The 26,950-nt window shown below is 42.4% G+C and carries 20 protein-coding genes; 16 read left to right on the plus strand and 4 right to left on the minus strand.

Annotation, left to right across the window (positions count from 1 at the left end; translation table 11 throughout):
- Window positions 1-3: 3 nt before the first annotated feature.
- The 7 genes from sdhA to sucD all read left to right on the plus strand — a co-directional run bounded on the left by sdhA (window position 4) and on the right by sucD (window position 10,720).
- A complete protein-coding gene (gene sdhA, locus ACQ96U_RS01215; protein WP_431719400.1) occupies window positions 4-1,776 on the plus strand; it encodes a succinate dehydrogenase flavoprotein subunit in 1,773 nt (590 codons plus the stop codon).
- 12 nt (window positions 1,777-1,788) lie between these two features.
- Complete coding sequence (locus ACQ96U_RS01220) at window positions 1,789-2,496, plus strand: succinate dehydrogenase iron-sulfur subunit (RefSeq protein ID WP_431719401.1); 708 nt, start codon at window positions 1,789-1,791, stop codon at window positions 2,494-2,496.
- Between the two features lie 186 nt (window positions 2,497-2,682).
- Complete coding sequence (locus ACQ96U_RS01225; RefSeq protein ID WP_431719402.1) at window positions 2,683-5,517, plus strand: 2-oxoglutarate dehydrogenase E1 component; 2,835 nt, start codon at window positions 2,683-2,685, stop codon at window positions 5,515-5,517.
- 65 nt (window positions 5,518-5,582) lie between these two features.
- Window positions 5,583-6,815, plus strand: coding sequence for a 2-oxoglutarate dehydrogenase complex dihydrolipoyllysine-residue succinyltransferase (gene odhB / locus ACQ96U_RS01230; RefSeq protein WP_431719403.1), 1,233 nt, complete (start codon window positions 5,583-5,585; stop codon window positions 6,813-6,815).
- A 91-nt stretch (window positions 6,816-6,906) separates the two neighbouring features.
- Window positions 6,907-8,349 carry a dihydrolipoyl dehydrogenase gene (lpdA, locus tag ACQ96U_RS01235; protein WP_431719404.1) on the plus strand — a complete coding sequence of 481 codons (1,443 nt, stop codon included), beginning with the start codon at window positions 6,907-6,909 and terminating at the stop codon, window positions 8,347-8,349.
- A 326-nt stretch (window positions 8,350-8,675) separates the two neighbouring features.
- On the plus strand, window positions 8,676-9,842 hold the full coding sequence (gene sucC, locus ACQ96U_RS01240) for an ADP-forming succinate--CoA ligase subunit beta (protein WP_431719405.1): 1,167 nt from the start codon (window positions 8,676-8,678) through the stop codon (window positions 9,840-9,842).
- 2 nt (window positions 9,843-9,844) lie between these two features.
- Window positions 9,845-10,720 carry a succinate--CoA ligase subunit alpha gene (gene sucD / locus ACQ96U_RS01245; RefSeq protein WP_431719406.1) on the plus strand — a complete coding sequence of 292 codons (876 nt, stop codon included), beginning with the start codon at window positions 9,845-9,847 and terminating at the stop codon, window positions 10,718-10,720.
- A 128-nt stretch (window positions 10,721-10,848) separates the two neighbouring features.
- Here the strand turns inward: sucD and ACQ96U_RS01250 are convergent, their stop codons facing one another.
- Window positions 10,849-11,703, minus strand: coding sequence for a hypothetical protein (locus ACQ96U_RS01250; RefSeq protein WP_431719407.1), 855 nt, complete (start codon window positions 11,701-11,703; stop codon window positions 10,849-10,851).
- 902 nt (window positions 11,704-12,605) lie between these two features.
- Between ACQ96U_RS01250 and ACQ96U_RS01255 the strand changes: the two genes are divergently transcribed.
- Window positions 12,606-12,728, plus strand: a complete 123-nt coding sequence (locus ACQ96U_RS01255; RefSeq protein ID WP_431719408.1) for a hypothetical protein — start codon at window positions 12,606-12,608, stop codon at window positions 12,726-12,728.
- Between the two features lie 210 nt (window positions 12,729-12,938).
- Here the strand turns inward: ACQ96U_RS01255 and ACQ96U_RS01260 are convergent, their stop codons facing one another.
- Window positions 12,939-13,784: a hypothetical protein gene (locus ACQ96U_RS01260; protein WP_431719409.1), complete on the minus strand. Its 846-nt coding sequence runs from the start codon at window positions 13,782-13,784 to the stop codon at window positions 12,939-12,941.
- A 529-nt stretch (window positions 13,785-14,313) separates the two neighbouring features.
- On the opposite strand from ACQ96U_RS01260, the gene ACQ96U_RS01265 reads away from it, so the two are divergent.
- Window positions 14,314-15,228 carry an SPFH domain-containing protein gene (locus ACQ96U_RS01265; RefSeq protein ID WP_431719410.1) on the plus strand — a complete coding sequence of 305 codons (915 nt, stop codon included), beginning with the start codon at window positions 14,314-14,316 and terminating at the stop codon, window positions 15,226-15,228.
- 89 nt (window positions 15,229-15,317) lie between these two features.
- Window positions 15,318-16,172 (plus strand): substrate-binding periplasmic protein, encoded by an 855-nt coding sequence (locus ACQ96U_RS01270; RefSeq protein WP_431719411.1) that lies wholly within the window; start codon window positions 15,318-15,320, stop codon window positions 16,170-16,172.
- A 368-nt stretch (window positions 16,173-16,540) separates the two neighbouring features.
- Here ACQ96U_RS01270 and iolG read toward each other — a convergent pair whose 3' ends face one another.
- Both iolG and ACQ96U_RS01280 read right to left on the minus strand, forming a co-directional pair.
- The gene (iolG, locus tag ACQ96U_RS01275; protein WP_431719412.1) at window positions 16,541-17,530 is read right to left on the minus strand and encodes an inositol 2-dehydrogenase; all 990 of its coding nucleotides are present in this window, start codon (window positions 17,528-17,530) and stop codon (window positions 16,541-16,543) included.
- A 58-nt stretch (window positions 17,531-17,588) separates the two neighbouring features.
- Window positions 17,589-18,449: a MurR/RpiR family transcriptional regulator gene (locus ACQ96U_RS01280; RefSeq protein WP_431719413.1), complete on the minus strand. Its 861-nt coding sequence runs from the start codon at window positions 18,447-18,449 to the stop codon at window positions 17,589-17,591.
- 441 nt (window positions 18,450-18,890) lie between these two features.
- Between ACQ96U_RS01280 and ACQ96U_RS01285 the strand changes: the two genes are divergently transcribed.
- The 6 genes from ACQ96U_RS01285 to iolD all read left to right on the plus strand — a co-directional run bounded on the left by ACQ96U_RS01285 (window position 18,891) and on the right by iolD (window position 26,919).
- The gene (locus ACQ96U_RS01285; protein WP_431719414.1) at window positions 18,891-19,817 is read left to right on the plus strand and encodes a sugar ABC transporter substrate-binding protein; all 927 of its coding nucleotides are present in this window, start codon (window positions 18,891-18,893) and stop codon (window positions 19,815-19,817) included.
- Window positions 19,818-19,888: 71 nt separating this feature from the next.
- Window positions 19,889-21,004, plus strand: a complete 1,116-nt coding sequence (locus ACQ96U_RS01290; protein WP_431719415.1) for an ABC transporter permease — start codon at window positions 19,889-19,891, stop codon at window positions 21,002-21,004.
- A gap of 138 nt (window positions 21,005-21,142) precedes the next feature.
- Window positions 21,143-21,925, plus strand: coding sequence for an ATP-binding cassette domain-containing protein (locus ACQ96U_RS01295; protein ID WP_431719416.1), 783 nt, complete (start codon window positions 21,143-21,145; stop codon window positions 21,923-21,925).
- Window positions 21,926-21,959: 34 nt separating this feature from the next.
- Complete coding sequence (locus tag ACQ96U_RS01300) at window positions 21,960-22,856, plus strand: 5-deoxy-glucuronate isomerase (protein ID WP_431719417.1); 897 nt, start codon at window positions 21,960-21,962, stop codon at window positions 22,854-22,856.
- A 107-nt stretch (window positions 22,857-22,963) separates the two neighbouring features.
- A complete protein-coding gene (locus ACQ96U_RS01305) occupies window positions 22,964-24,967 on the plus strand; it encodes a bifunctional 5-dehydro-2-deoxygluconokinase/5-dehydro-2-deoxyphosphogluconate aldolase (RefSeq protein WP_431719418.1) in 2,004 nt (667 codons plus the stop codon).
- Complete coding sequence (gene iolD / locus ACQ96U_RS01310) at window positions 24,964-26,919, plus strand: 3D-(3,5/4)-trihydroxycyclohexane-1,2-dione acylhydrolase (decyclizing) (protein WP_431719419.1); 1,956 nt, start codon at window positions 24,964-24,966, stop codon at window positions 26,917-26,919. Before ACQ96U_RS01305 ends, iolD begins: the two co-directional genes overlap by 4 nt.
- The last annotated feature ends 31 nt before the right edge of the window (window positions 26,920-26,950 follow it).

Raw genomic sequence — 26,950 nt, forward strand, 5'->3', positions numbered from 1 at the left:
CTGATGACATCACTACGTACTCTAAGTTTTGACGCAATTGTTATTGGCGGTGGTGGTGCTGGTCTACGGGCTGCTCATCAGCTTACTCAGGCAGGTATTAATACAGCCTGTATCAGTAAAGTATTTCCTACTCGTTCGCACACTGTTTCTGCACAGGGTGGGATTACCTGTGCCATTGCCAGTGCTGACCCAAATGATGATTGGCGTTGGCATATGTATGACACGGTCAAAGGGTCTGACTTTATTGGCGATCAGGATGCCATTGAGTATATGTGCTCAGTGGGTCCTCAAGCTGTCTTTGAGCTGGATCACATGGGATTGCCTTTTTCTCGAACAGAGAAGGGTAGAATTTACCAGCGTCCATTTGGTGGACAGTCCAAAGATTTTGGTAAAGGTGGGCAGGCTGCCAGGACCTGTGCAGCGGCAGATCGAACAGGACACGCCTTACTTCATACCCTTTACCAAGCTAATTTAAAAGGCGGTACCACGTTCCTTAATGAGTGGTATGCCGTCGACTTGGTTAAAAATCAGCAAAACCAAGTAGTGGGTGTCATTGCTATTTGTATAGAGACGGGTGAAGTCTATTACGTTAAAGCTAAAGCCACCATCTTAGCGACTGGTGGAGCAGGGCGTATTTACCAGTCAACCACCAATGCCTTGATTAATACTGGTGATGGTATTGGTATGGCTCTGCGTGCAGGCTTCCCTGTACAGGATATGGAAATGTGGCAGTTCCACCCAACGGGTATTCATGGAGCGGGTGTGTTAGTCACAGAAGGTTGTCGTGGTGAGGGTGGTTACCTTATCAATAGCGAAGGTGAGCGTTTTATGGAGCGCTATGCTCCTAATGCGAAAGACTTAGCGGGCCGTGATGTGGTAGCACGTTCCATGATTTTGGAAATCCTTGGTGGCCGTGGCTGTGGGCCGAATAAAGACCACGTACTGTTGAAGCTGGATCACCTGGGTGAAGAAACGCTAAACCTTCGTTTGCCTGGCATTTTGGAACTATCCAGAACATTTGCCCATGTTGACCCTGTTAAAGAACCAATCCCTGTGATTCCAACCTGTCACTACATGATGGGTGGTATACCCACTAATATTGGTGGTCAAGCTCTATCCCAAGACCATAAAGGACGTGATGTCACTATCGACGGTTTGTTTGCCTGTGGTGAGGCAGCTTCTGTATCAGTACATGGTGCTAACCGTCTGGGTGGTAACTCACTGTTGGATTTGGTGGTGTTTGGTCGTGCTGCAGGCCTGCATATTGAAAAAATGCTAAATGAAGGCTTTGATACGGCAGATGCGACTGATACCGATATTGAACAGGCACTGGCTCGTCTTAACCGCTTAAATAATACAGCATCAGGCGAGAAAGTGGCTGATGTACGTGCTGACTTGCAGAAAACCATGCAGCTTTACTTTGGTGTATTCCGCACTGGGGAAGCTATGCAGGAAGGTCTGAAAATGCTGAATAGCATTGGTGAGCGCATGAAAAATGTGTGCTTGGAAGATAGCAGCCAAGCGTTCAATACTGCAAGAATTGAAGCTCTTGAGCTGGAGAATTTATTTGAAGTCGCGATGGCTACGGCTGTTGCGGCAGAGGCCCGTAAAGAAAGTCGAGGTGCTCATGCACGTGAAGATTATACTGAGCGGGATGATAAGAACTGGCTGAAACATTCACTGTACTTTCCTCTCGAAAAACGCGTTGGTAAGCGAGATGTCAATCAATCGCCTAAGACTGTAGAAGCTTTCCAACCAGTTAAAAGAACGTATTAAGGGGAGGTCGAGATGTTAGTTAGTGTTTACCGCTACAATCCAGAGAAAGATAACGCCCCATTTATGCAGGACTTTGATATTCAGTTACCTGAGGGTAAGGATATGATGGTGCTGGATGTGCTGGGTTTATTGAAAGAAAAGGATCCAACTCTCACTTATCGCCGATCTTGTCGTGAGGGTGTATGTGGCTCAGATGGAATGAATATCAATGGTACTAATGGCTTAGCCTGTATTACCCCTGTAACACAAGCGGTGGGAAATAGTGATAAGCTGGTGCTGAGACCATTGCCTGGACTACCTGTAGTTCGTGACTTGGTCGTGGATATGAGCCAGTTTTATAAACAATACGAAAAAATTAAACCTTATTTGCAGAACGATACACCCGTTCCTGCGATCGAAAGATTACAAACACCGGAAGAACGGGAGAAACTCGACGGTCTTTATGAGTGTATTCTTTGCGCTTGTTGCTCTACATCATGCCCTTCATTCTGGTGGAACCCTGACAAGTTTGTTGGTCCGGCGGGATTGCTTCAGGCTTATCGCTTTTTAGTGGATAGCCGTGATACGCATACCGAAGAGCGTCTTGCTGCACTAGATGATCCATTTAGTGTATTTCGCTGCCGCGGCATTATGAACTGTGTCAATGTATGTCCCAAAGGGTTGAACCCAACCCGAGCCATTGGACACATACGACAAATGTTGTTGAAGAGCGGTACTTAATCGCAATTATGCTGGATGTACGCTTTTTTCTTGCGCCATAAAAAACGCTGAAATAGCGTACTCAGCAATAGCAGTGAAATGAGTGCCTGGTTTTACTGGCCCCTAAAGGAATGAATTATAGTGACCGGTGAGCCATGGTGTTCTCACAACGTCCACTAAGCCTTGTATCTCATGGGGTAGCTAAGAATGCAAGAAGGTGTCATGCAGCGGATGTGGCAGACAGGCCATATATCCGGTGGTAATGCTGCATATGTCGAAGAGCTCTACGAAACATATATCCAGGATCCCAATGCCGTTCCTGAGGAGTGGCGAAATTACTTTGAAAAGTTACCCGTCATCAGTGGTATTTCTACTCAAGACGTTCCCCACTCTACCATTCGTGAACATTTCTTATTACTGGGAAAAAATCGCGCTAAATCCAAGCTATTAACCCCAGCCTCATTATCTACAGAGCATGAGAAAAAACAGGTTCAGGTAATGGAGCTGATTGAGGCCTATCGCTTACGTGGGCATCAAAATGCTAGATTGGACCCATTAGGTTTGCAACAACGTCCCCCCGTGTTAGACCTCACCATTGAGCATCATGGTTTGTCCAAAGCGGATATGGATACGTTGTTTCGCTCAACATCTTTAAATATTGGTCAAGAAGAAGCGCCACTAAGCACCATTGTTGAGGCTCTCCAGCAAACTTACTGTAGCTCTGTCGGTGCAGAGTTTATGCATATTGTGAACTCTGATGAGCGGCACTGGTTTCAACAGCGTTTAGAAAGTGTGCGTGCTCATCCAGATTACAGTGCTGAAACTAAACTACATATTTTAGAGCGTTTAACGGCTGCTGAAGGTTTGGAAAAATACTTAGGCACAAAATATCCTGGTACTAAGCGTTTTGGCTTAGAAGGGGGTGAGACGCTGGTACCCATGGTGGATGAAATTATTCAGCGTGCGGGTGCTTATGATGTAAAAGAGCTAGTGATTGGTATGGCACACCGTGGCCGGCTCAATTTACTGGTTAATATCTTGGGTAAAAATCCAGCTGATTTATTCAGTGAGTTTGAAGGTAAGCGGTTTTTTGAAAAAGGCTCGGGCGATGTTAAATATCACCAGGGTTTTTCTTCGAATGTGATGACTCCGGGTGGTGAAGTCCACTTAGCGATGGCCTTCAACCCCTCACATCTGGAAATTGTTGCACCTGTAGTACAAGGTTCTGTGCGTGCCCGTCAGGACCGTCGTAAAGACGATAAGCAAGAACTTGTGTTGCCCATTACCCTGCATGGAGATGCTGCGTTTGCTGGACAAGGGGTGGTGATGGAAACCCTGCAACTGTCGCAAACTCGGGCGTATAAGACAGGTGGTACCATTCATATCATCATTAACAATCAGGTTGGTTTTACCACCAGTGCTGAAGATGCACGTTCAACGGAATACTGTACTGATATTGCCAAAATGGTACAGGCGCCAATTCTGCATGTTAATGGGGATGATCCTGAAGCCGTGTTGTTTGTAACTCGATTAGCGCTGGACTACAGGATGCAGTTTAAGAAAGACGTCGTTATTGACCTGGTGTGCTACCGTCGTCGAGGTCATAACGAGGCAGATGAGCCTGGCGCAACTCAGCCCCAAATGTATGATGTGATTAAAAAACACAGCACTACGCGTACACTGTATGCAGAAAAATTAGTGCAAGATGATGTTTTGACTCAAGAAGACGATACACGTCTGATTGAAGATTATCGTCAGGCATTAGACAACGGGCAGCATGTGGTCAAAAGTCTGGTCAAAGAGCCAAACCGGGAACTGTTTGTTGACTGGACACCTTACTTGGGTCATGAATGGACAGCACGACATGATACGTCTGTATGTTTACAAACATTACAGGAATTAGCCCATAAACTGTGTGAAATTCCAGAAGGTATTGTCCTACAACGTCAGGTGGGCAAAATTAATGATGACCGCCGGAAGATGGCTGCAGGTGCGTTAGCGATCAACTGGGGATTTGCTGAAACGATGGCCTATGCCACGTTATTAATGGAAGGTCATCCAGTACGCATAACAGGGCAGGATGTTGGCCGAGGCACTTTCTCTCATCGTCATGCTGTGCTGCATAGTCAAAAAGAAGATGAAGTCTATATCCCACTTTGTCATTTAGCTGAAAATCAGCCACGTATTGATATTTACGACTCCATTTTATCAGAAGAAGCCGTGTTGGCTTTTGAATATGGTTATGCAACGACAACCCCTAATGCATTGGTCGTATGGGAAGCGCAGTTTGGTGACTTTGCTAACGGTGCACAGGTTGTTATTGACCAGTTTATTACCAGTGGTGAACATAAGTGGGGACGTTTATGTGGACTCACCATGTTGTTACCTCATGGCTATGAAGGGCAGGGGCCAGAGCATTCTTCAGCACGACTTGAGCGCTTTCTACAGTTGTGTGCTGAACATAATATTCAGGTATGTATCCCGACGACACCTGCACAAGTCTTTCACATGTTGCGTCGCCAAATGCTACGTCCATTGCGTAAGCCATTGATTGCGCTGACGCCTAAAAGCTTGTTGCGTCATAAATCAGCAACTTCTTCACTGGAGGATTTGGCCGAAGGCTCATTCCAGACCGTACTGCCAAACCATCAAGAGCTGCCTGCAGAGCAAGTAAAACGCTTTATTATGTGTAGTGGTAAGGTGTATTACGACCTGTTGGAAAAACAATTGGCCGATGATATTCAAGATGCTGTTGTGGTGCGCATTGAGCAACTTTACCCTTTCCCTCATGAAGATTTATCGAGCATTTTCTTGCAGTATCCAAACATAGAAAAAGTGGTGTGGTGCCAGGAAGAGCCGATGAACCAGGGGGCTTGGTATTCCAGTCAGCATCATATGCGTCGAGTGATTGCTGAACATAGTAATCCGTCGCTGTATTTAGAATATGCTGGTCGAGAGGCTTCTGCGGCACCCGCCAGTGGCTTTATGTCCACCCATGTGGAAGAACAGCAGCGTCTCGTCGACACTGCTTTTACTGTGTAACTCACGCTAATAACGATTACTTTGGTAATACGCTGTATTTAACGATAAGTATTAAAGGAATTCTCATGGCCACTGAAATAAAAGCGCCTACATTTCCTGAATCGGTTGCCGATGGTACGGTAGCCACTTGGCACAAGCAGCCTGGGGATGCTTGTTCTCGCGATGACCTGTTGGTGGATATTGAAACAGATAAAGTGGTATTGGAGGTTGTAGCGCCTGCCGAGGGCGTGCTACAGGAAATCGTGAAGGGGGAAGGTGAAACCGTCACTAGCGAAGAACTGATTGCTATTTTTGCTGAAGGTGCTGTTACCTCCGCTAAACCTGCTGCATCCGCTAAAGCCGCAGAGCCTGCTTCGCCAGCAGCAAAAACGAATGATGAGTCGCCAATTTTAAGTCCAGCAGCACGTAGGCTGGCAGAAGAGCATGGTATTGATCCACAAGAGATTCCTGGCTCTGGTAAAGGGGGACGTGTTACTAAAGAAGATACACTCAAGTATATTGAGTCACAGTCTACGACCAAGACGACAACAGCACCTTCGACACCTAAACCCACAACGGTCACGCCAGAACCTAAAGCACCTGTATTCGCTGGTGAGCGAGTGGAAAAACGCGTACCTATGACGCGGCTGCGTGCCCGTGTTGCTCAGCGACTGGTGGAAGCACAGCAAACCGCAGCCATGTTGACCACGTTTAATGAAGTCAATATGCAGCCCATCATGGAACTTCGCAGCCGTTATAAAGAGCTGTTTGAGAAGAAGCACAATGGTGTTCGGCTTGGCTTTATGTCGTTCTTTGTTAAAGCAGCAGTTGAAGCGCTGAAGCGTTTTCCTGCGGTAAATGCATCTATCGATGGTAATGATATTGTGTATCATGGCTATCAAGACATAGGTGTTGCTGTGTCTTCAGATCGGGGATTGGTTGTCCCAGTTTTGCGTAGTGCCGAGAATATGGGGTTGGCAGAAATAGAAGCCACTATTCGTGAATACGGACTCAAAGCGCGTGATGGTAAACTGGGAATTGACGAAATGACGGGGGGAACCTTTACCATCTCCAATGGTGGTGTTTTTGGTTCGCTATTATCAACCCCCATTCTGAACCCACCACAAAGCGCCATTTTGGGAATGCATAAGATTCAGGATCGCCCAATGGCGGTAAATGGTAAGGTAGAGATCTTACCTATGATGTATCTGGCGTTATCTTATGACCACCGGCTGTTAGATGGTAAAGAAGCCGTTTCTTTTCTGGTGACCATCAAGGAGCTATTGGAAGATCCTGCGCGGATGCTTTTAGATATTTGATGTTATTGGAAATAGTGGCCTGACTTCTCCTCTTTTTTGAGGAGAAGTGGTACTGTTTGCATCGCGAAAAAACGCAAGTTAGGAAACAGAAATGGCACAAAAATTTGATGTTGTTGTTATTGGTTCAGGGCCTGCAGGGTATGTCGCTGCTATTCGTGCTGCCCAATTAGGTTTGAAAACCGCTTGTATTGAAAAGTGGACACGTGAAGATGGTAAACAAGCTTTAGGTGGCACGTGTTTGAATGTGGGCTGCATTCCATCAAAGGCACTATTAGATAGCTCATACAAGTATGAGTCGGCACATAAAGAATTTAAATTACACGGTATCAGCCTGGATAATTTGAAAGTTGATGTTTCAACTATGCTGGCCCGGAAAAACAAGATTGTAAATAATCTAACGACAGGTGTTGCAGGTTTATTTAAAGCCAACGGCGTGACGTCTTTACACGGTATGGGCAAGGTGCTTCCTGGCAAACAAGTGGAATGGACCAAACAGGATGGCAGCAGCGAAGTTTTGGACGCTGAAAATATTATTATTGCCACTGGATCTGTGCCTATCGATATCCCACCAACTCCATTAACGGAAGAGTTAATCGTTGACTCCACAGGTGCGCTGGAATTTACCGAAGTGCCTAAGCGTTTAGGCGTTATTGGTGCAGGTGTTATTGGTTTAGAGTTGGGTTCAGTTTGGGCGCGTTTAGGGTCTGAGGTTGTTGTTCTTGAAGCACAAGAAGCCTTTTTATCAGTAGCAGACCAGCAAATTGCCAAAGAAGCCTTGAAAGTATTCAAAAAACAAGAATTGGATATTCGCTTAGGCTGTCGTGTCACGGGGTCTGAAAATAAAGGCCAGGAAGTCATCGTAAAATATCTGGATGACAAAGGTGAAGAGCAACAAATTACCTTTGATAAATTAATTGTTGCTGTTGGTCGTCGCCCTTATACCGAAGGCCTGTTAGCACCTGGCTGTGGTGTAAACTTGGATGAGCGCGGCGCAATTTTTGTTGACGACCAGTGCCGTACAGACGTACCAGGCATTTATGCAGTAGGCGATGTGGTTCGTGGTCCTATGTTGGCTCACAAAGGTTCTGAAGAAGGCATCATGGTTGCAGAGTTGATTACTGGTCAGGCTGCACAAATGAATTATGACCTTATTCCTTCAGTCATCTACACTCATCCAGAGATAGCATGGGTCGGTAAAACAGAGGAAGAATTGAAAGCCAGTGGTGAACCCTACAAAGTGGGTACTTTCCCATTTGTGGCCAGTGGTCGTGCAATGGCCTCTAACGAGACAGAAGGTATGGTGAAAGTGGTGGCTGATGAAGCAACTGACCGTATCCTTGGTGTTCATGTTATTGGACCAAGTGCAGCAGAACTGGTACAGCAGGGTGCTATTGCTATGGAGTTTGGCTCTAGTTCTGAAGACTTGGGCTTGATGATTTTCTCTCACCCCACTGTTTCTGAAGCATTGCATGAAGCTGCGTTGGCAGTTGATGGACATGCGATTCATATTGCGAACCGCAAAAAACGTAAATAACTCTGATTAAACGCAATATATATTTAGGCTGGTGGGAAGTTACCCAGCCTAAGTATAAGAATTCCTCTTCCCGTTAATAGTGAGTTCAGCTACTTGAGAACATCGAAGGCAAACTTGCGATTGGTTGGGAAGTAAAATAAGCAGCAGCCAGATAACAATGAAGCATTACCCGTTATCTATTCCCATTATTGATAATGAATAAGTAAAGAGGTAGTGACGGTTGCTGTAGGGCAGTTGGGAGGCTGTCGGGCTTAGCCGCCCATTTGGTCCGCAGAACTAGATTTCTGCTGGTAACTTGGCGTAACCAGGCAAAATGGTAATAAGGCATGAATTTGCACGAATATCAGGCAAAGCAACTCTTTGCTGAATATGGCTTGCCCGTATCTCAAGGGTACGCGGTAGATACTCCAAAAGCAGCCGTTGAAGCGGCCGATCGTATTGGTGGTGACACATGGGTCGTTAAAGCTCAGGTCCATGCGGGTGGACGGGGTAAAGCGGGTGGCGTTAAGGTTGTTAGCACCAAAGAAGATGTTAAAGAATTTGCTGAAAAATGGCTTGGCAATAACCTGGTCACTTATCAAACGGACGAAAAAGGGCAGCCTGTTAGTAAAATTCTGGTTGAGTCCTGTACCGATATTGCGAAAGAGCTGTACTTGGGTGCAGTTGTCGATCGTGGCACTCGCCGTATTGTATTTATGGCATCCACGGAAGGTGGTGTAGAAATTGAAAAGGTTGCCGAAGAAACGCCTGAGAAAATCCTCAAGGCTGAAATTGATCCATTAGTGGGTGCTCAACCTTATCAGGCGCGTGATTTGGCCTTTAAACTGGGACTACAAGGCGATCAAATCAAACAGTTTACTAAAATCTTTTTGGGCTTAGCCAAGCTATTTAAAGCGCATGATCTGGCACTGCTTGAAGTAAACCCTCTGGTTATTACGGATGCAGGTAATCTGCATTGTCTGGATGCAAAAATTAATATCGACAGTAATGCGTTGTATCGTCAGCCCAAACTGCAGGATATGCATGATCCTTCGCAAGAAGACCCTCGTGAAGCCCATGCCGCACGTTGGGAGCTTAACTATGTAGCGCTGGACGGTAACATTGGTTGTATGGTCAATGGTGCGGGTTTGGCTATGGGCACCATGGATATTGTTAAGTTACACGGTGGCGCACCGGCTAACTTCCTCGATGTCGGGGGTGGTGCAACGAAAGAGCGTGTATCTGAAGCCTTTAAAATTATCCTGTCAGATGACAATGTCAAAGCCGTTCTGGTGAATATCTTTGGTGGTATTGTTCGCTGTGACCTGATTGCTGACGGCATTATTGGTGCAGTGAAAGAGGTCGGCGTTAGTGTGCCTGTTGTTGTTCGCCTAGAAGGCAACAATGCTGAATTAGGGGCACAAAAATTAGCAGACAGTGGACTGGCAATTATCGCAGCTTCAAGTCTGACCGATGCTGCTCAACAGGTAGTGAAGGCTGCGGAGGGTAACTAGGCATGAGCGTACTGATAAATAAAGACACCAAAGTAATCTGTCAGGGTTTTACTGGCTCACAAGGTACCTTCCATTCAGAACAGGCCATTGCTTATGGCACTAAAATGGTCGGTGGTGTAACACCAGGCAAAGGCGGTCAAACCCATCTAGGCTTACCTGTATTTAATACCGTTGCTGAAGCCGTTGCTGCCACAGGGGCTGAAGCTTCTGTTATTTATGTGCCTGCACCTTTCTGTAAAGATTCTATTCTAGAAGCGGCGAATGCAGGTATTAAATTGATCGTCTGTATTACAGAGGGTATTCCAACGCTGGATATGCTTGACTGTAAAGTGAAGTGCGACGAGTTAGGTGTACGTTTGATTGGTCCTAACTGTCCTGGTGTGATTACTCCTGGTGAGTGTAAGATTGGTATTATGCCTGGTCACATACATAAGCCAGGTAAAGTAGGAATCGTATCTCGTTCAGGTACCTTGACTTACGAAGCCGTTAAACAAACAACAGATTATGGTTTTGGTCAGTCTACCTGTGTTGGCATTGGTGGTGATCCCATTCCTGGTAGCAACTTTATTGATATTTTGGCGATGTTTGAACAAGACGAACAAACTGAAGCCATTGTGATGATCGGTGAAATTGGTGGTACTGCAGAAGAAGAAGCCGCTGCTTACATTAAAGCCAATGTCACTAAACCCGTGGTGTCTTATATTGCAGGGGTAACCGCACCTCCTGGTAAACGTATGGGACACGCTGGTGCGATTATTGCCGGTGGTAAAGGTACAGCCGATGAAAAATTCGCAGCTTTAGAAGACGCTGGTGTTAAAACAGTACGTAGTCTGGCTGATATTGGTCAAGCGTTGGCTGAAGTGACGGGTTGGAAATAAATCAAAGTTTAATAAAATTAGACTTTGAACAAAAAAGGCAGCGTAAGCTGCCTTTTTTATTGATTTCATCGATGAAAATTTTGACGTAAAGTAGCTATAAAACCGTTAATGATGTTACCCAAAAGACGTTAGTCGTTGTAAATAATGTCTACTGTCTCAGCTGCATAACCTAATCTTGTTTCTGGTTTTAGAGAAAATAGTCGGCTTTTGGGTTTATAGTTATCTCTATAATCATGATATGTTTTGTAGGCAGAAAGTTCTCCATATCTTGTATCATTTACAAAATCAATGTTGCTATAAAAAGATGTATCTGTTGAGAGTGCCTCAGTCCAAGTTAACGTTCTGTTATTTGCTTTAATCAGCGTTCCTTTACCAAAATAAGCGCCTTTAAGTGATGCTCCATCAGAAATATAATCATCGGTGCTTGCCTTATTGGAAGCCAATGCAATGTGTCTTGAGAGTTGTCCGCCATTTTGGTACATAGACTTAGCCCAAGTTTGATCTGGTATTAAGTACCGAAGTGATTGTATAGTGCTGCCATTGGTTTTTTTAATGGTAGTTTCAGCATAATATTTATTGGATTTCTTGATGATTTCAGATGACATTAAATATTTTTTACCAGGTGATAATGAAACATTGGTGTCATCCCATTTACTCCCACTAAAAATAATTTGCCATCCTTCATTTTTATCATAAATTACACCAGCGTCATAACCTTTCCAGCCACTACCCGCATCTTTATAAAATCCAAAAAACATTTCTGGATTGGTATTGGTACCAATACTTCGATCACCTGTCGCTCCATACGCCCAGGGTATAATTATCTCATTTTGGATTCCTTTGAAATTATCACCAATGGCAACTCGGTAGCTGTGGTATCCATTATCGGTTTCTTGAGCTGCGTATGTCACTGGTTGGTTGCATATGGCTACAAGTAGCATGACTAGCATCGCAGAATTTTTCTTTATGGTGAGTTTTTTCATTATTATTTCCTTGCTTGTTAGTAATAGAATATTTTTATTATATACATCAAAAGATGTATAAGTTTGTATGATTTAAATCACTATGCAAGTAAATGATATAAGTGTTGTGCTTTAATAGTATAATTTTCAGCTTTGTTAAAATAAGTATTTACCTGACTAAAAAACTTTGGAACGTTAAGAGTTTGGGGTTTGATCAGCTGATTTTGATTTTTGCAAAAAAAACTGAAAAAAATACTTATAACATGGTTAGCTTGTTGTTTTTTTACTTAAGAACTCGTAGTAGTTGCTTTGTTCGGTTTTATGTTATCAATATTAGTGTATAAAAACAGCTGTAATATATTATTATTTAATTAAAATCATGAATTTTTTGCTGCCGTTTCCTTTCTTTCAATGAATAGTTCGAAGTGCGTTACCAAGCCTTAGTCTTGTCAGTCGGACATTGAGGTATCACTGTTGTTTATTTAAGGATGGTTGATGGATAGGGTTGCAGAGTTTGAACTTTTTTTGAAAGGGTGCACTGTGTGCAGTAGCTACCAAGGGTAGTCTTCTATTGTAGGAAAATCTCAAAATGCAGGTGCTTTCTCTATGGGGAAATTAAATCGTTTATGTTTAGCTGGAATGGGAAATATTGTTTAACTATACTTTATCGTTTTATAGGTATGAATATTCTTAGTTTTGAATGAAGTATTTATAATTGTTACTGTGAGAATATTAAAGTAGAAGCTGCTATACCAGAACAAGTAACGAGCTGTAATTATTCTATATGCCATCGTTATCAAGCATTATGGAGCTATTATAAACCAGATGATGTTAAAATCAGTATAGGCGCTGCTGGCGAAAAAAGTTATATCTGGGGAGATAAAGAAATTGAATTTATACATTGCACTAATTGTGGTTGTATAATGTACTATCGTACAATTGCTGGAAGCCCTGAGCCTAGGGTTGCTGTTAACTTTAGAATGTCATCTGATGAGTTAATTACAAAAATACCTGTTCGTTATTTTAATGGTAAGGAATTACTGTAAAATTCGATTTGATATAAATAGACACTATTTAAAAATAGTGCTTTTTTTTGTGATAGCAACCAAGCTTCCAGGGAAGGATTTATTGCGTGTTTGAAGGGTGTTATGATGACTTTGAACAAAAGTGCTATAGAAAATGGCTTTTGTAATAAAGGTACAATTATACGTGGTTGCCTTGGTTGTTGTAACGATTATATTATTTTATATTGGATCTTATTGGCTAAATAGTTTGTTATAATAGCTCAATATAGCAGTCACTTGTTGTTCATCAATGATATGAGGTATTACACCATGTTCAAATAAGATATTTTCTAGTTGGCCTGTTGTAAAAAGCTTCTTTATACCCGTGTTATATATGACTCTAAGCTTTCGTCCTTTTGTATCTGTAGAAAAACCGACTAGGTAGACTTCTTGAAATCCGCGGGTAAATTTAAAGTTATTGATGTCAATATTATGCTCTTGAGCTGCTTGTCTTATACCTTCATCATAATCAATAAAATAGTCCAGACGACCTTGGGTGGTCATTATAAGACCCTGAAGAACATCTTTTACAAGAAATGTATTGTAGTGACTTTCGGGTAAAGTAATTTTTCTTTGAAATTCGTAACCTTTTACCCAACCGAGAGTTTTACCTGAAAATGATGTTGCGTCAGTGAAAAAAATATCTTGGCTATGAAAAAAGTCAACATTACCAATATCAATAGGAATGTGTGAGTAAATGAGTTTAAACGATTTTGAAAACTCACTTTCGACTAAAAAAATATCATTTTGATATGTTTCAACTGAGTGTCTAGCTCTTAGGTATGGCATTAATGACACATTCAATGTAGCCATTTTTTCTTCGAAAATAGCTTTTAGTACTGCTAAGTATAAGCCACTGCCATCTTCACTCGTATACCCTGGCCAGTTAACCGTCGCAATGTTGATTGAGGGTCGTTGGTTATTTTCAGGGCTGGCACATGAGTAAGGGGGTATAAGTAATATCCAGATAATAGAAAAGATATAAAAGGCGTAATGTAAATGTCGAAAAAAATTAATTTTTTTTAAAAGTATACTCATGGCTGGTCCTATTATGTAGACCTTAATCTAGACTGATAAGGTTATAAACTAAATTCAGTGTCTTGCTAAGCTCCTTTTATAATTACATGTGGAATTCATTGCTTTTGATATTTTAGTATTCCCTCTACTTGGCAGCAAGGTGGCTTGAATAACTTATGAATGGTGTAAATATACTGTTACCGAATATACCTTTCACAAATCATTTTTATACGCTTGTGGCACAAGGGGTATAAAGAACCTTCGTTTTGGGAATAATATTATGAGCATTTGGTCAATAAGACAGGTTCTTACTAATACCATAAGCAATCTGTTGTAATGCGCGAACTTATTTTACATTAAAACGGATAGGAATAAGAAAAGCTAAGCTATAACAAGATATTTTAATCAGTAGTCAGTAAATAGTGCAATTAAAACCTGTCGATGGGGCAGTTTTGTAGTAACAGTATTGACTAATATATGAGGGTATACACTCTAAAGAATCTCCTGTTTGTTGATGAGTAATTGTTTAAAAATAAGGTGATATTAATATATGAAAAAATCAGTAATCACATTTTTGGGGTTTTATGTGGTTAATCAGGATGAACTGGGTGTGAGATTAACACTGGGCAAATTTTCTGGTCATGTCTTTCCTGGGTTGGGATTTTGTATACCCATTTTACAAAAAATATATACGACTAAAAGCAGTATTCAAACTATTGACTTACCCGATCAGCAAGTGGTTTTGAATGGTAATGTATCTGTTACAATTTCAGGAACTGTTCATTTTCGTGTAGTTGATTCCCAGCAGGCATTACTTGAGGTTGTTGACTATCAGCAGAGTATTAAACAGCTGGCGTTGACAACAATTTCTGATGTTATTGGTACCAAAACAATCGAAGAGGTAAGAGGACAAAAAGCAGCCATCGCAGGAGAAATCGAGGATGTTATCCGGGTCACAACAAAGAAGTGGGGATTGGGTGATATAGACATTCGTTTAACTGATGCTAGTATGGAACCAAATCTCTTACGAGCAATGATGCGAGAAACCGAGGCTCAAAAAGAAGCAACAGCTCAACGGATTAAAGCTGAATCTGATCAAGTAACAGCGGATATCTTTTGTAAAGCTGCACGCCTTTTAGCATCATCACCTGGTGCGATGACGTTGAGGATTTTACAAACACTAAGTGATATTAGTAGTGATAAGTCCACAGTGGTTGTACCTATTCCAATTGATTTGCTATCAGGTTCAACTAGCACTTCAGCCTATTATAATGACATTGTTCCAGTAGCTGATATTGAAGTTATTAATAATCAGGTTTTTTGTTATTGTCCTAGTTGTGAACAGCGCTTTAATATCTCAGAGGTAGCTAAAAACGAGCGCTATGATAAAGATACTGATCTACCAGGAATTCAGCTTTCCTGTACTAAGTGTAAAACGCTATTTACAGTGTCTAAAATGAGATGAGAAATTATATACATTTTTGTAGGGCAAGAAATGTTATTTAATACACTGATACGATGTTTGAATATTATATGTAACATAGGTAAGCAATATTGAGTAATATTTTGGTGTTGTCTGTAAAAAGGATAATCGTTATCTGCCAATTTCTTTGGAAAATAGTACTTTGCTTAATATTTGCTAAATCGGTTAGTGCAGAAAGAATACCATTGACTGTTTTAGCCGATATAGATTACTACCCCTATAGTTTTGTTGAACAAGGTAAGGTAACAGGTGTCTATACGAAAATCATTAATCGGATATTACAGGATATGCATCGTTATCAGGTTACAATACAGGCGGTGCCTTGGAAAAGAGGTCTAAAAATGCTTGCTCAGGGGAAAGCATTTGCGATGTATCCTCCTTATAAAAAAAGAGTTTCTCGTCCTTTTATTGATCCTTATTCAAAACCCTTGATGAAGGAGGTTGTATCCGTTTTTTGTCGAGAAGATATTTTGGCCGTTAAACGTCCACGTTGGCCTCAGGATTATTATGGATTGACTATTGGTCTTAATGTGGGGTTTATTATGGGGGGCGCACAGTTTCATAAGGCCGTTCAAGAGGGCGCAATTACGATAAAAGAATATCCAAATAATCAAAGTAATTTAATACAAATGTTAATTGCACACGAAACAGATTGTTATATGAATGATCGTCAAGCAATTCTATGGACTATGCAGTATCTGAAAAAGAAAAGACCTATTAAGCAAATTGATCTTTTGGTTGAAGGAACAGCGGTATCTGTCGAGTATGGACATTTGGGTTATACGAACCAAAATTTAGAAAAGTACCCATTTAAGCAACATTTTGTTAATCAATTTGATCAGATTTTAGGGGAGTTGGAGTTATCTGGCGAGTTACAAACAATTATAAGTCAATATTGGGAAGAAGGGCTTATAGAACAACAGTGAATAGCTTATTGCTCTTCAAGTCCTTCTTATTAACGGCTTATTCATCATGTAACCGATAGTTAACTTGTTTTTGCTTGCCGGTGAAAATATAAAAACTATAGCAGTCTATTGTGGTTTTGGATGATTGAAAATATATCATTTTATCTTATTTGTACCTGTTAAATGTGTGTTTAATATCGGTGTTTTAGTAAGTGTTTTTTTGGTATTAGTTATACGTTTCTGTATGGGTTACAATGGAGCAGGCTAGTATAGTAAAACAGATAAAATATGCCACCTGAAGACCTTTTATGCTGTTGGCTATCCAAAAGGCATAAAAGGTGATTTAAGTTAGAAAAGAGGGAGGAGGTATTGCAAAAAGATAAAACAGGTTACAATCTAACGGCTGCATTTTTTTTGAGAGATAGTAAGGCAGCATCCGCTAATCGAAGTGCTTGTAAGCCATCATAGGCATTAGGTGTGCAATTTATGTTTTTTTCTTGTAGGGCATGTACGAAGTAAGCAAGTTCTAGTCGGTAAGCATCAGCATAACGCTCTAAAAAAAAGTGTAATGGCTTTTCATGTATTATACCGCTGCCACCACTGAAACAAAGGTTAGTTGCGGTATTATTATTGGCTTGTAGCATGCCTTGACTGCCTAAGACTTCAATTCGTTGGTCATAGCCATAGGTAGTTGCACGACTATTGTTAATCTGACACAGTTTACCAGAGGGGGTTTTTAAAATAACCATTGCAGAGTCAACATCATCTTGATCACCTATTGCAGGATCAATGATACAACTGGCATTGGCATAAACTTCACAAGGCTCTTCATCAAGTAACCAGCGTGCCATATCTAGGTCATGAATCATCATATCTCGAAATAATCCACCACTATGTGCAATGTATTCTATTGGCGGAGGAGAGGGATCTCGACTGGTAATACCTATTTGTTGGATTTGACCTACTTTGCCTTGATTAATGGCTTGTTTAAGTTGTGCAAATTGTGGATCAAAACGTCGGTTAAAACCAATAACACATAATGTGTCTTGTTGCTGTATTATTCGTAGACATTCGTCTACACGCTCACTATTTAAATCTATAGGTTTTTCACAAAATATTGCTTTTTGAGCTAGTGCGGCTTGAATAAGTATATCTGCATGAGTATCTGTAGGACTGGCGATGATGACAGCATTGATGGAATGATCATGTAAAGCAGTTGCTGTATCTACGCATTGTGCTTGATAACGTGCGGCTAATGTTTCAGCAGAGGCTTGGTTAACATCGATGATGTATTTTAAGTTTACACTTGCCAGTTGAGCGACATTGTTTGCATGGATTTTTCCAATGCGACCTGCACCAAATAAAGCTAAATTAATCATTGCAGACTCCTAACGATTTATACCCTTCCTGGTAAGGTTTATTGTGGTAGACGGCGTTTTATTGATTTAATTTTTGAGACGAGTTATTTATTTCTTCTTCGACCCGATAGGCCAAGCCGATAGCAATGGCCTGTGCTAAACACAGTGACGCTGTCAATGACCGGAAAGAACGTACTTCGGCTTCTTTTACCACAAAACAAACATCAGCATACTGTGTCAGAGGACTGAGCTGACTGTCAGTAATTACAATCAGCGGTATACCCTTTGGTTTTGCTATCAATGTGTCTTGTGTTTCTGTAGCGTAGGGTTTGAAACTTATTGCAATCAGAGCATCATTTTCAGAGACAGTTGTCGCTTGCTCACGGTACATACCACCAACGCCATCAATTAAAAAGGCTCGTTGCTCAATATGTCGAAGTGCATAAGCAAAGTAACTGGCAACCACAAATGAGCGGCGAAAACCAACAATATGAGTAGCTTGTGCTTGATAAATGATACTGACAGCTTTTTCTAAATCACTTGCATTTACTTCCTTAATCAGTTGATCCATGGCCACCATATTACTGGTAGTAAACTCCTCAAGTAATTCCATGGGTGAGGTATGCTGGGTAGTGTGTGATTGCTTGCGAGCCAGTCGAACACGTTCGTTATAACTTGGTGTATCTTCCACAAGCTTGGCACGAAAAAGCTTTTGCATGTCACTAAAGCCTTGAAAACCAAAAGCGTTAGCAAACCTGACCAAGGTGGAGGGAGGAACATCCGCATCACGGGCAATAATGGCAACAGTACCAAAAGCAACATCTTTTGGCCTTTCAAGCATAAAGTGAGCAACTTGACGTAAGCGTTTGCTTAATGTTTTGTGTCTGGTAGTTATTTCTGCTTCAAGTTCTGCCAGCGTCTCTGGTGGTATGCTGGTCATAAACAATTCCCTCTTATTATTCTTGCGTCGTTATAGCGTAAAATGGTAAAAAATGAAATAAATATTTTATTTATAAGGCATCTAGTTCATAAAATTAGAGTGAAATTGAAATAAATATTTCATTGTTAAGGGGGGTATAAATTCATTGACTCACTAATTAAAATTCAGATAAATCTAGGGGCACACTCTAAAAAAGTGCATTTTTAAAGGTATACCTATAAGGAAAGGTAGAATTAAGCCTTAAAAAAAGAACTAAGAGAGAACACTTTATGCTGATCACTCTTTAGATGAGCTAGCTGAATGAGTATTTCAGATAAAACTAAAGGAATTGAAGCTGTAATCAGAATAGTATTGACGAATTCAGGTAAAGGCTAAAGGATATAAAAATAATAGAATGCGCCTAGCCGTTAAAAATAACAACGAAAAAGGGAATTGTACCGTATGAAACGCCTACTATTACTTTGCATGAGTGTGTGTGGAATTTGGTGTTCTGTTGTGTTAGCCGATATGCCGCGAATAGTGGTCGTGAGTCACGGACAGCCACAAGATCCATTTTGGTCAGTGGTTAAAAATGGTGTTGATAATGCGGCACAAGAAGCCAAAGTAAAAATAGAATATCGTGCCCCCGACAGCTTTGATATGGTGAAAATGGCTCAAATTATTGATGCGGCAGTTGCATCACAGCCTGCAGGATTAGTGGTATCCATTCCTGATAAAGACGCTCTGCGAGACTCTATTAAAAAAGCAGTTGCTCAAGGTATTCCTGTAATTTCAATGAACTCTGGAGCTGATAGTTACCAAGCACTAGGCGTACATTTGCATGTGGGGCAAAGTGAGTACTTAGCAGGAAAAGGTGCTGGGATAAAAATGCGCAAAATGGGAGTGAATAAAGCGCTGTGTGTTAATCATGAGCAGGGCAATGTGGGTTTGGATCAACGGTGTGCAGGTTTTATTGATGGGATGGAAGGGCATGCCACGGTTCTGGCGGTTACGACGGACCCCACAGAAATTCGTAATGCATTATTAGCTTATTTAAATAAGCACCGTGATATTAATGGTATTTTAACTCTTGGGTCAATTGGTGCAGATCCTACCATTGTGGCACTGACCAAAGCCGGTGCTAATGGCCAAATTAAAGTTGGCACCTTTGACCTTTCGCCTGCTATTTTAAAGTCAATAAAAAAAGGGTATATGGTATTTGCAATTGATCAGCAGCAGTATTTACAGGGTTATTTACCTATCATATTTTTAGCACAGTACACTAAATATGGTGTTTTACCAAATGGTGAAGTTCAAACGGGTCCAGGTTTTGTCACACAGGAAAATGCTGATCAGGTAGTCGCATTAAGTAAAAAAGGTATTCGGTAATGTATTGCGGGCTCTTGGTGAAAGATATATACCTTTAAGACTATAACAATAAATCATTTAAGGGTGGCAATATGTTGACTAACATTACTTCTGTGGAAAATAAAAACCATGATGAGCGATTAAGACACCAGCATTTACTCAAAAAAGCCTTGCACCGACCAGAGTTAGGTGCTGTTGCTGGTGTACTATTGATTTTTGGGTTTTTTGGTATTTTTGCGAGTGACAGTGGCATGTTTAGTGCCGCAGGTATTATTAATTTTTTAGAGGTTTCTGCCCAGCTGGGAATTTTAGCCATAGCAGCTGCCATGCTGATGATTGCGGGAGAGTTTGATTTATCAATAGGTTCAATGATTGCTTTTTCAGGGCTTATTGTGGCTATTCCCGTGGCGGTTTGGGATTGGCCCTTGTGGTTATCTATTGTATTTGCATTTATTGCTGCGCTGGGAATTGGTGTTATTAATGGTTGTTTAGTAGTAAAAACAAAGTTGCCATCCTTTATAGTGACGTTAGCTTTTTTATTTATTCTTCGTGGACTTGCTATTGGTCTTACTCGTTTACTGACAGGTCGTACACAGGTGGGTGGATTAAAAGAACTTACCGAAAATGATGCATTGGTGGGTTTGTTTTCTGGTGAGGTTGGTCAAAGCTTTTTTACTTGGCTTGCTGAAATAGGTTGGTTAGAAACAAACTTTGCTGGTCTGCCAATGGTAACGGGCATACCAGTATCGATTGTCTGGTGGTTAGTGATTGCCGCCATGGCAACTTGGGTATTACTGATGACGCGTTTTGGCAATTGGATTTTTGCCTGTGGAGGTGATGCTAATGCTGCTCGCAATGTAGGGGTACCAGTTGCACGTGTCAAGATTATGTTGTTTATGATGACGGCTTTGGCTGCAACCGTATTTGCTTGTTTACAAGTAATGGATGCCGGTTCTGCAGATACCAATCGAGGGCTGTTAAAAGAGTTTGAAGCAATTATTGCGGTTGTGATTGGCGGCACATTATTAACCGGTGGATATGGTTCGGCTATTGGGGCTGTATTTGGCGCGCTTATTTTTGGCACAGTACAAATGGGGATTTTTTATACTGGCGTTAATACCGATTGGTTTAAAGTATTTATGGGCGGCATGATGTTGCTGGCGGTGATGTTTAATAATTATGTGCGTAGAAAAGCTACTGGAACCTGATCTGACAATACTTTTTTTATAAGCGCTATTGGTTTTCCGTCAGAACATTGTGAATTATGATTTATAGATAAAATTACAATAACAATAAATAGTATTTGCCACTGTTAATTGGTGGTATCAAAAAAACAGGAGTGGTCCATGAGCAAGCAACCACCGCTCATTGAATTACGTCATGTGAATAAATATTTTGGTAATGTGATTGCATTGAATGATATCTCATTACAGGTTAGTGCTGGTGAAGTAATGTGTTTACTGGGGGATAATGGCGCAGGCAAATCAACACTTATTAAAACGCTGTCAGGTGTACATAAACCCTGTCAGGGGGAAATGTATATAGGTGGCAAGCGTAAGGAATTTTATTCTCCCGCAGAGGCACTAGATAATGGTATTGCAACTGTTTTTCAGGATTTGGCGATGGTTCCTTTAATGAGCATCACCCGTAATTTTTTTATGGGGCGGGAGCCTATGATCGGCTGGGGTATTTTTCGTCGAATTAATTGGCGTTTAGCCAATGAAGTGGTTAAAGAAGAGATGGCAAAAATCGGCATTGATGTGCGTGATCCTTCTCAGCCAGTGGGTACATTATCTGGAGGGGAGCGTCAATGTGTTGCCATTGCTCGGGCCGTATATTTTGGGGCAAAAGTGTTGATTTTGGATGAGCCAACATCAGCCTTAGGCGTTAAACAGGCGGCTATTGTTTTACGTTATATTGCTCAGGCAAAAACCCGAGGTTTGGGAGTGATTTTTATAACACACAATGTGCATCATGCTTATCCCATAGGTGATGTATTTACTATTTTAAAGCGAGGTGCGTGTTTTGGCTCATTTCGTAAAAGTGAAGTTAGCCGTGAAGATGTGTTGAGTATGATGGCCGGTGGGGAAGAAATGGATAATTTATCGTCTGAGCTGGCTCATGGTTAGTTAGGGATAATAAAAACGTATAAAGGGTGTCATTATGGTTCATATAACACAGTATAGAGAAGGCTTTGCTCAGGGAAAAACTGAAATTACGCGTTTTGATGAATCGGAAGATAATACAGGCATTGCATTTTCTATTTATAAATTTATAGCTGGCGAAAGCTTTCGTATCATTACTCAGCATGAGATGGCATGGTTATTAATTCGTGGAAAAGTTACTTTGCGTTTTACTGAACCCATGACACACGTATCGGCTCATGTTAAAAAAAATGAAGTGCTAAAAAGAACAGAAAAAAGTAATAAAAATAATGTTAAGGATCCCAGCGAAATCATATTACATAGAGATTCATTATTTGATGATGAGCCACAATGCTTGCATGTATGTGCAGGCACTGAGGTCATTTATTTCTTTCATACGGATACGGAATTTGCCGTTTTTGAAGTAGCTAATGATAAACCTTTTGCGACTAAGGTAATTACTCAGGTTGCAAATGAAGCGCGTGGTAAAGGCCTTGTTAGTGATACCAGTCTACGTTTAGTGAGGACCTTATTTGACCGAAGTAATAGTGACATTAATGCGGAATTAGTTTTGGGTGAGGTTGTGACTTTACCAGGACGTTGGTCAAGCTATCCACCGCATCATCATCCTCAACCAGAAATTTACCATTATCGTTTTACTGAGCTGCAAGGCTTTGGACATGGCGAACATGGGGAAGACGTATACAAAATAAAAGCCAATGACACGTTGAAAATTATGCCTGGACATGATCATGCACAAGTGGCAGCTCCTGGTTATGGTATGTGGTATGTCTGGGCTATACGTCACTTGCCGAATAACCCCTATATTGCACCCACATTCCGTGAAGCACATCGTTGGACAATGTTTGCGGATAATCCCTCTTGGCAGCCCTATACGTTTGAAAAAGAGTGTTAAACAAAACGGTATTACTGATGTGAGTTGTCAAGGTCAGTCAGTGATTAGGCTACAAGTGGCATGCGAGTGAGACCAGTGAGTAAGTGAAATAAACGGGAGTGTGCTTTATGGCGACAGAACGAACTTTTGATGTGATTTGTGTGGGAAGGGCTGCTGTAGACTTATATGGTCAGCAGGTGGGGGCAACGTTACAGGACGTATCAACATTTGCTAAATATCTGGGCGGTTCTGCAGGCAATATTGCTTATGGCTGTGCTCGTCTGGGGTTGAAATCAGCCATGCTGACCCGTGTAGGTGATGAACAAATGGGCGAGTTTGTGCGACAGACGTTAGCGCAAGCAGGAGTCGATGTCAGTCATGTGGTGAGTGATCCTGAGCGACTAACAGGACTCGTATTATTAAGTATTAAAGATAAGGACACATTCCCACTACTGTTTTACCGGCATGATTGTGCAGATATGGCGTTGAGTCTGGAAGATTTCGACGAAGCATTTATTGCATCAGCACAAGCCCTGTTAATTACAGGAACTCATTTATCAACTGCGCACACATATAAGGTGTGTTTGCAGGCTATACGCTGGGCAAAAGCGAATGGCACACAAGTGATTCTGGATATCGATTACCGGCCTGTGCTTTGGGGACTCACGAAGTTGGGTGATGGTGAAAATCGTTTTGTTTCTGCCGCAACAGTTACTGCTCATATTCAGTCCATTTTACCTTATTGTGACTTAACTGTGGGCACAGAGGAGGAAATCAGTATAGCTGGAGGAGAAAGTGATTTAACAAGGAGTTTACAGGCTATTAGAACAATCACTGATGCGGTCTTAGTGATGAAGCGTGGGCCTTTGGGGTGTGTCGTATTTCCAGAAGCGATTCCTGAGGCGATTGAGCAAGGCCTTTGCGTAAATGGAGTGAATGTTGAGGTGCTCAATGTGCTTGGTGCAGGTGATGCTTTTTTGAGTGGTTTTTTACGTGGCTGGTTACAGGGTGCATCCATTGAGCTGTGTTGTCATTATGCTAATGCCTGTGGTGCGATCGTGGTATCACGCCATGGTTGCGCCCCCGCTATGCCCACTGCGGAAGAGCTGGATTACTTTCTGCAGTCTGTGGAGCAAGCTGAGCATTCTCACCCTGCAGTAGATCGCCAATTAGATTATTTGCATCGTGTTACCACCCGTAGGGTGTATCAAGATGACGAGGTTTGCGCTTTAGCACTGGATCATCGGCGTCAGTTTGTTGCTATGGCTCATGAGACGGGTGCCGATTTGAACCGATTGCCTGAGTTAAAACAGTTATTGGTACAAGCGGTAGCACAAGGTGCCGCAGGTGCTGATCTGGTTAGACCGGCCACGTTGCTGGACAGTACCTATGGGCAGCAAGCACTCCTGCATATCAGTGGCCAGGATTGGTGGGTGGCGAGGCCAGTAGAGCAGCCCGGTTCAAGGCCTCTGGTATTTGAGCGGGGGAATGCACTATTGGCACAACTTCAACACTGGCCTTTAGAACATATTGTTAAATGTTTAGTGTATTACCATCCGGAAGATTCGTCTGCACTCCGGTTAGCACAAGAGCAGCAGCTACTGAGTTTATATCAAGTTTGTCAGCAAACAGGTCATGAGCTGTTGGTAGAAGTTGTGCCCCCAGGCCTTGATGCCAGCCTTGAAACGGTGTCATTAACCTTACAGCGTTTTTATAATCTTGGTATTTATCCAGACTGGTGGAAGCTACCTGCGCTGTCAGCCTCATCCTGGCAACAGGTTGCTACGCTGATAAGTGAACGGGCACCCCATTGTCGAGGGGTAGTTATGCTTGGGCTAGAAGCCCCTATTGCTGAGCTTCTATCAGGTTTTGCTAGTGCGGCTCAGTTTTCAATTGTTAAAGGTTTTGCGGTTGGCAGGAGTGTGTTTGGGCAGCCATGCCGGCAGTGGTTGGCGGGAAAAATAACCAATGATGTGCTGATAGAAACGGTGGCTAGCCAATATCAACAGTTGATCCATGGATGGCGTGAGTACCGCAAGCCGCTAAATTCAGCGAACAGCCCATGTATTGGAGAATCTGTTCATAACACTAAAAGTACGAGGGTGACAGATAAGGCAAGGAGGCTGGCATGAAAACTATTCGGCTGACGATGGCGCAGGCATTGGTCAACTATCTTGCTGCCCAGTTTATTGAGATTGAAGCTGAGACTAATTCTGCAACGACAACTCTGAATAAAGAAACTAAGCCTGAAAGCACGCCATTATTTGCAGGTGTCTTTGCTATTTTTGGGCATGGTAATGTCAGTGGGCTTGGTGAGGCGCTCTATCACAGCCAAGCGCAACTCCCAACATTTCGTGCGCATAATGAACAGAGTATGGCTCATGCTGCGATTGCTTTCGCCAAAGCGCATCGACGTCGGCGAATGATGGCCTGCACCACTTCAATAGGGCCAGGTGCAACGAATATGGTGACGGCAGCTGCATTGGCCCATGTTAACCGGCTTCCAGTGTTATTGCTGCCAGGCGATACGTTTGCCAGTCGGGTGCCTGATCCCGTGTTACAGCAGGTGGAGTATTTTACTGATCCGACCATTACGGCTAACGACTGTTTTCGCCCAGTGTCTCGCTATTTTGATCGAATTACTCGACCTGAGCAGCTTATTAACAGCCTGCCTACCGCTCTGTCTGTATTATTGGACCCAGTGAATTGTGGACCCGTCACCTTAGCGCTGCCACAAGATGTCCAGACGATGAGTTATGACTATCCTGAGTACTGGTTTACCCCACAATGGCACAGTATTTACCGACCACAACCCGATGTTCGACAGTTGCAGGAGACTGTGGCATTACTACAGCAAAGCCAATGTCCTTTGCTCGTGATGGGAGGAGGTGTGCACTACAGTGAAGCGTTTACAGCGCTGTTGAATTTGGCAGAGCGGTTCCGGATACCGATTGTTGAAACTCAGGCGGGGAAAGGGGCGGTAAGTTGGGAGCACCCATGCAATATGGGCAGCATAGGCGTTACTGGAACCAGCGCGGCGAATGCACTGGCGACTCAAGCGGATGTTGTACTTGCGGTTGGCACGCGGTTACAGGACTTTACCACTGGCTCTCGCACACTGTTTAACCACCCCGATTTCAAGCTTATTCAGTTAAATGTTAACGGCTTTGATGCGCATAAACATCAAGCAATCCCCCTTATCTGCGATGCTAGGGTTGGCTTGGAACAGCTTTTTAGTGCTTTGCAACATAGCACATGGCAACCGTCAGCCGAGTGGATTGCTCAGGCTCAACACCATCGTCAGCAATGGTTTACCCAGGCAGATCAGGTATTGGCTGCACCTTTTGCAGAACGTACAGAATCAACCATATCTCAGTTGGCACAGCAGGCCTTAGGTCAAAACCATACAGGTATTAGTGATGCTCAAGTGATTGGTGCTGTGCAGCGGTGGGCTGATGAGCATACTGTAGTAGTGGGGGCTGCTGGTGGTTTACCAGGAGAGCTCCATAAGCTATGGCGTGCCTCTCAACCGGGTAGCTATCACTTGGAGTATGGCTATTCCTGTATGGGGTATGAAATTGCGGGAGGACTAGGTGTTAAGTTGGCTGATCCGCAGAAAGATGTGCTTGTGATGGTTGGTGATGGTAGCTATCTCATGTTGAACAGTGAGATTGCCACATCTGTGATGATGGGCATGAAGCTTATTATTGTGGTGTTGGATAACCAGGGGTTTGGCTGTATTAACCGATTACAGCAGCATTGTGGCAGTGCGCCTTTTAATAATCTGTTAGTGGACTGTTACAGGTCTGAAGACGAGGCGTTACAGGTTAACTTTGCAGCCCATGCACGTTCATTGGGAGCAGATGCTGAGCACGTTAGCTCAATTCAGTCACTGGAACAGGCACTAACCCGAGCTAAAGCCGCTATTCGAACCTATGTGATCACTATCAATACTGATTCTCGGCAGTCAACAGAAGCGGGTGGTTTTTGGTGGGATGTTGCTGTACCAGAGGTATCGGAGCGGGACCAGATAAATAAGGCTAGAACAGCGTATGAGCACGCTAAACGACAACAGCCGTATTAGTCAATACATCAAATAATCATAAAAATATGCT

The sequence above is a fragment of the Zooshikella sp. RANM57 genome (assembly GCF_050749885.1).
Classification (GTDB): Bacteria; Pseudomonadota; Gammaproteobacteria; order Pseudomonadales; family Zooshikellaceae; genus Zooshikella.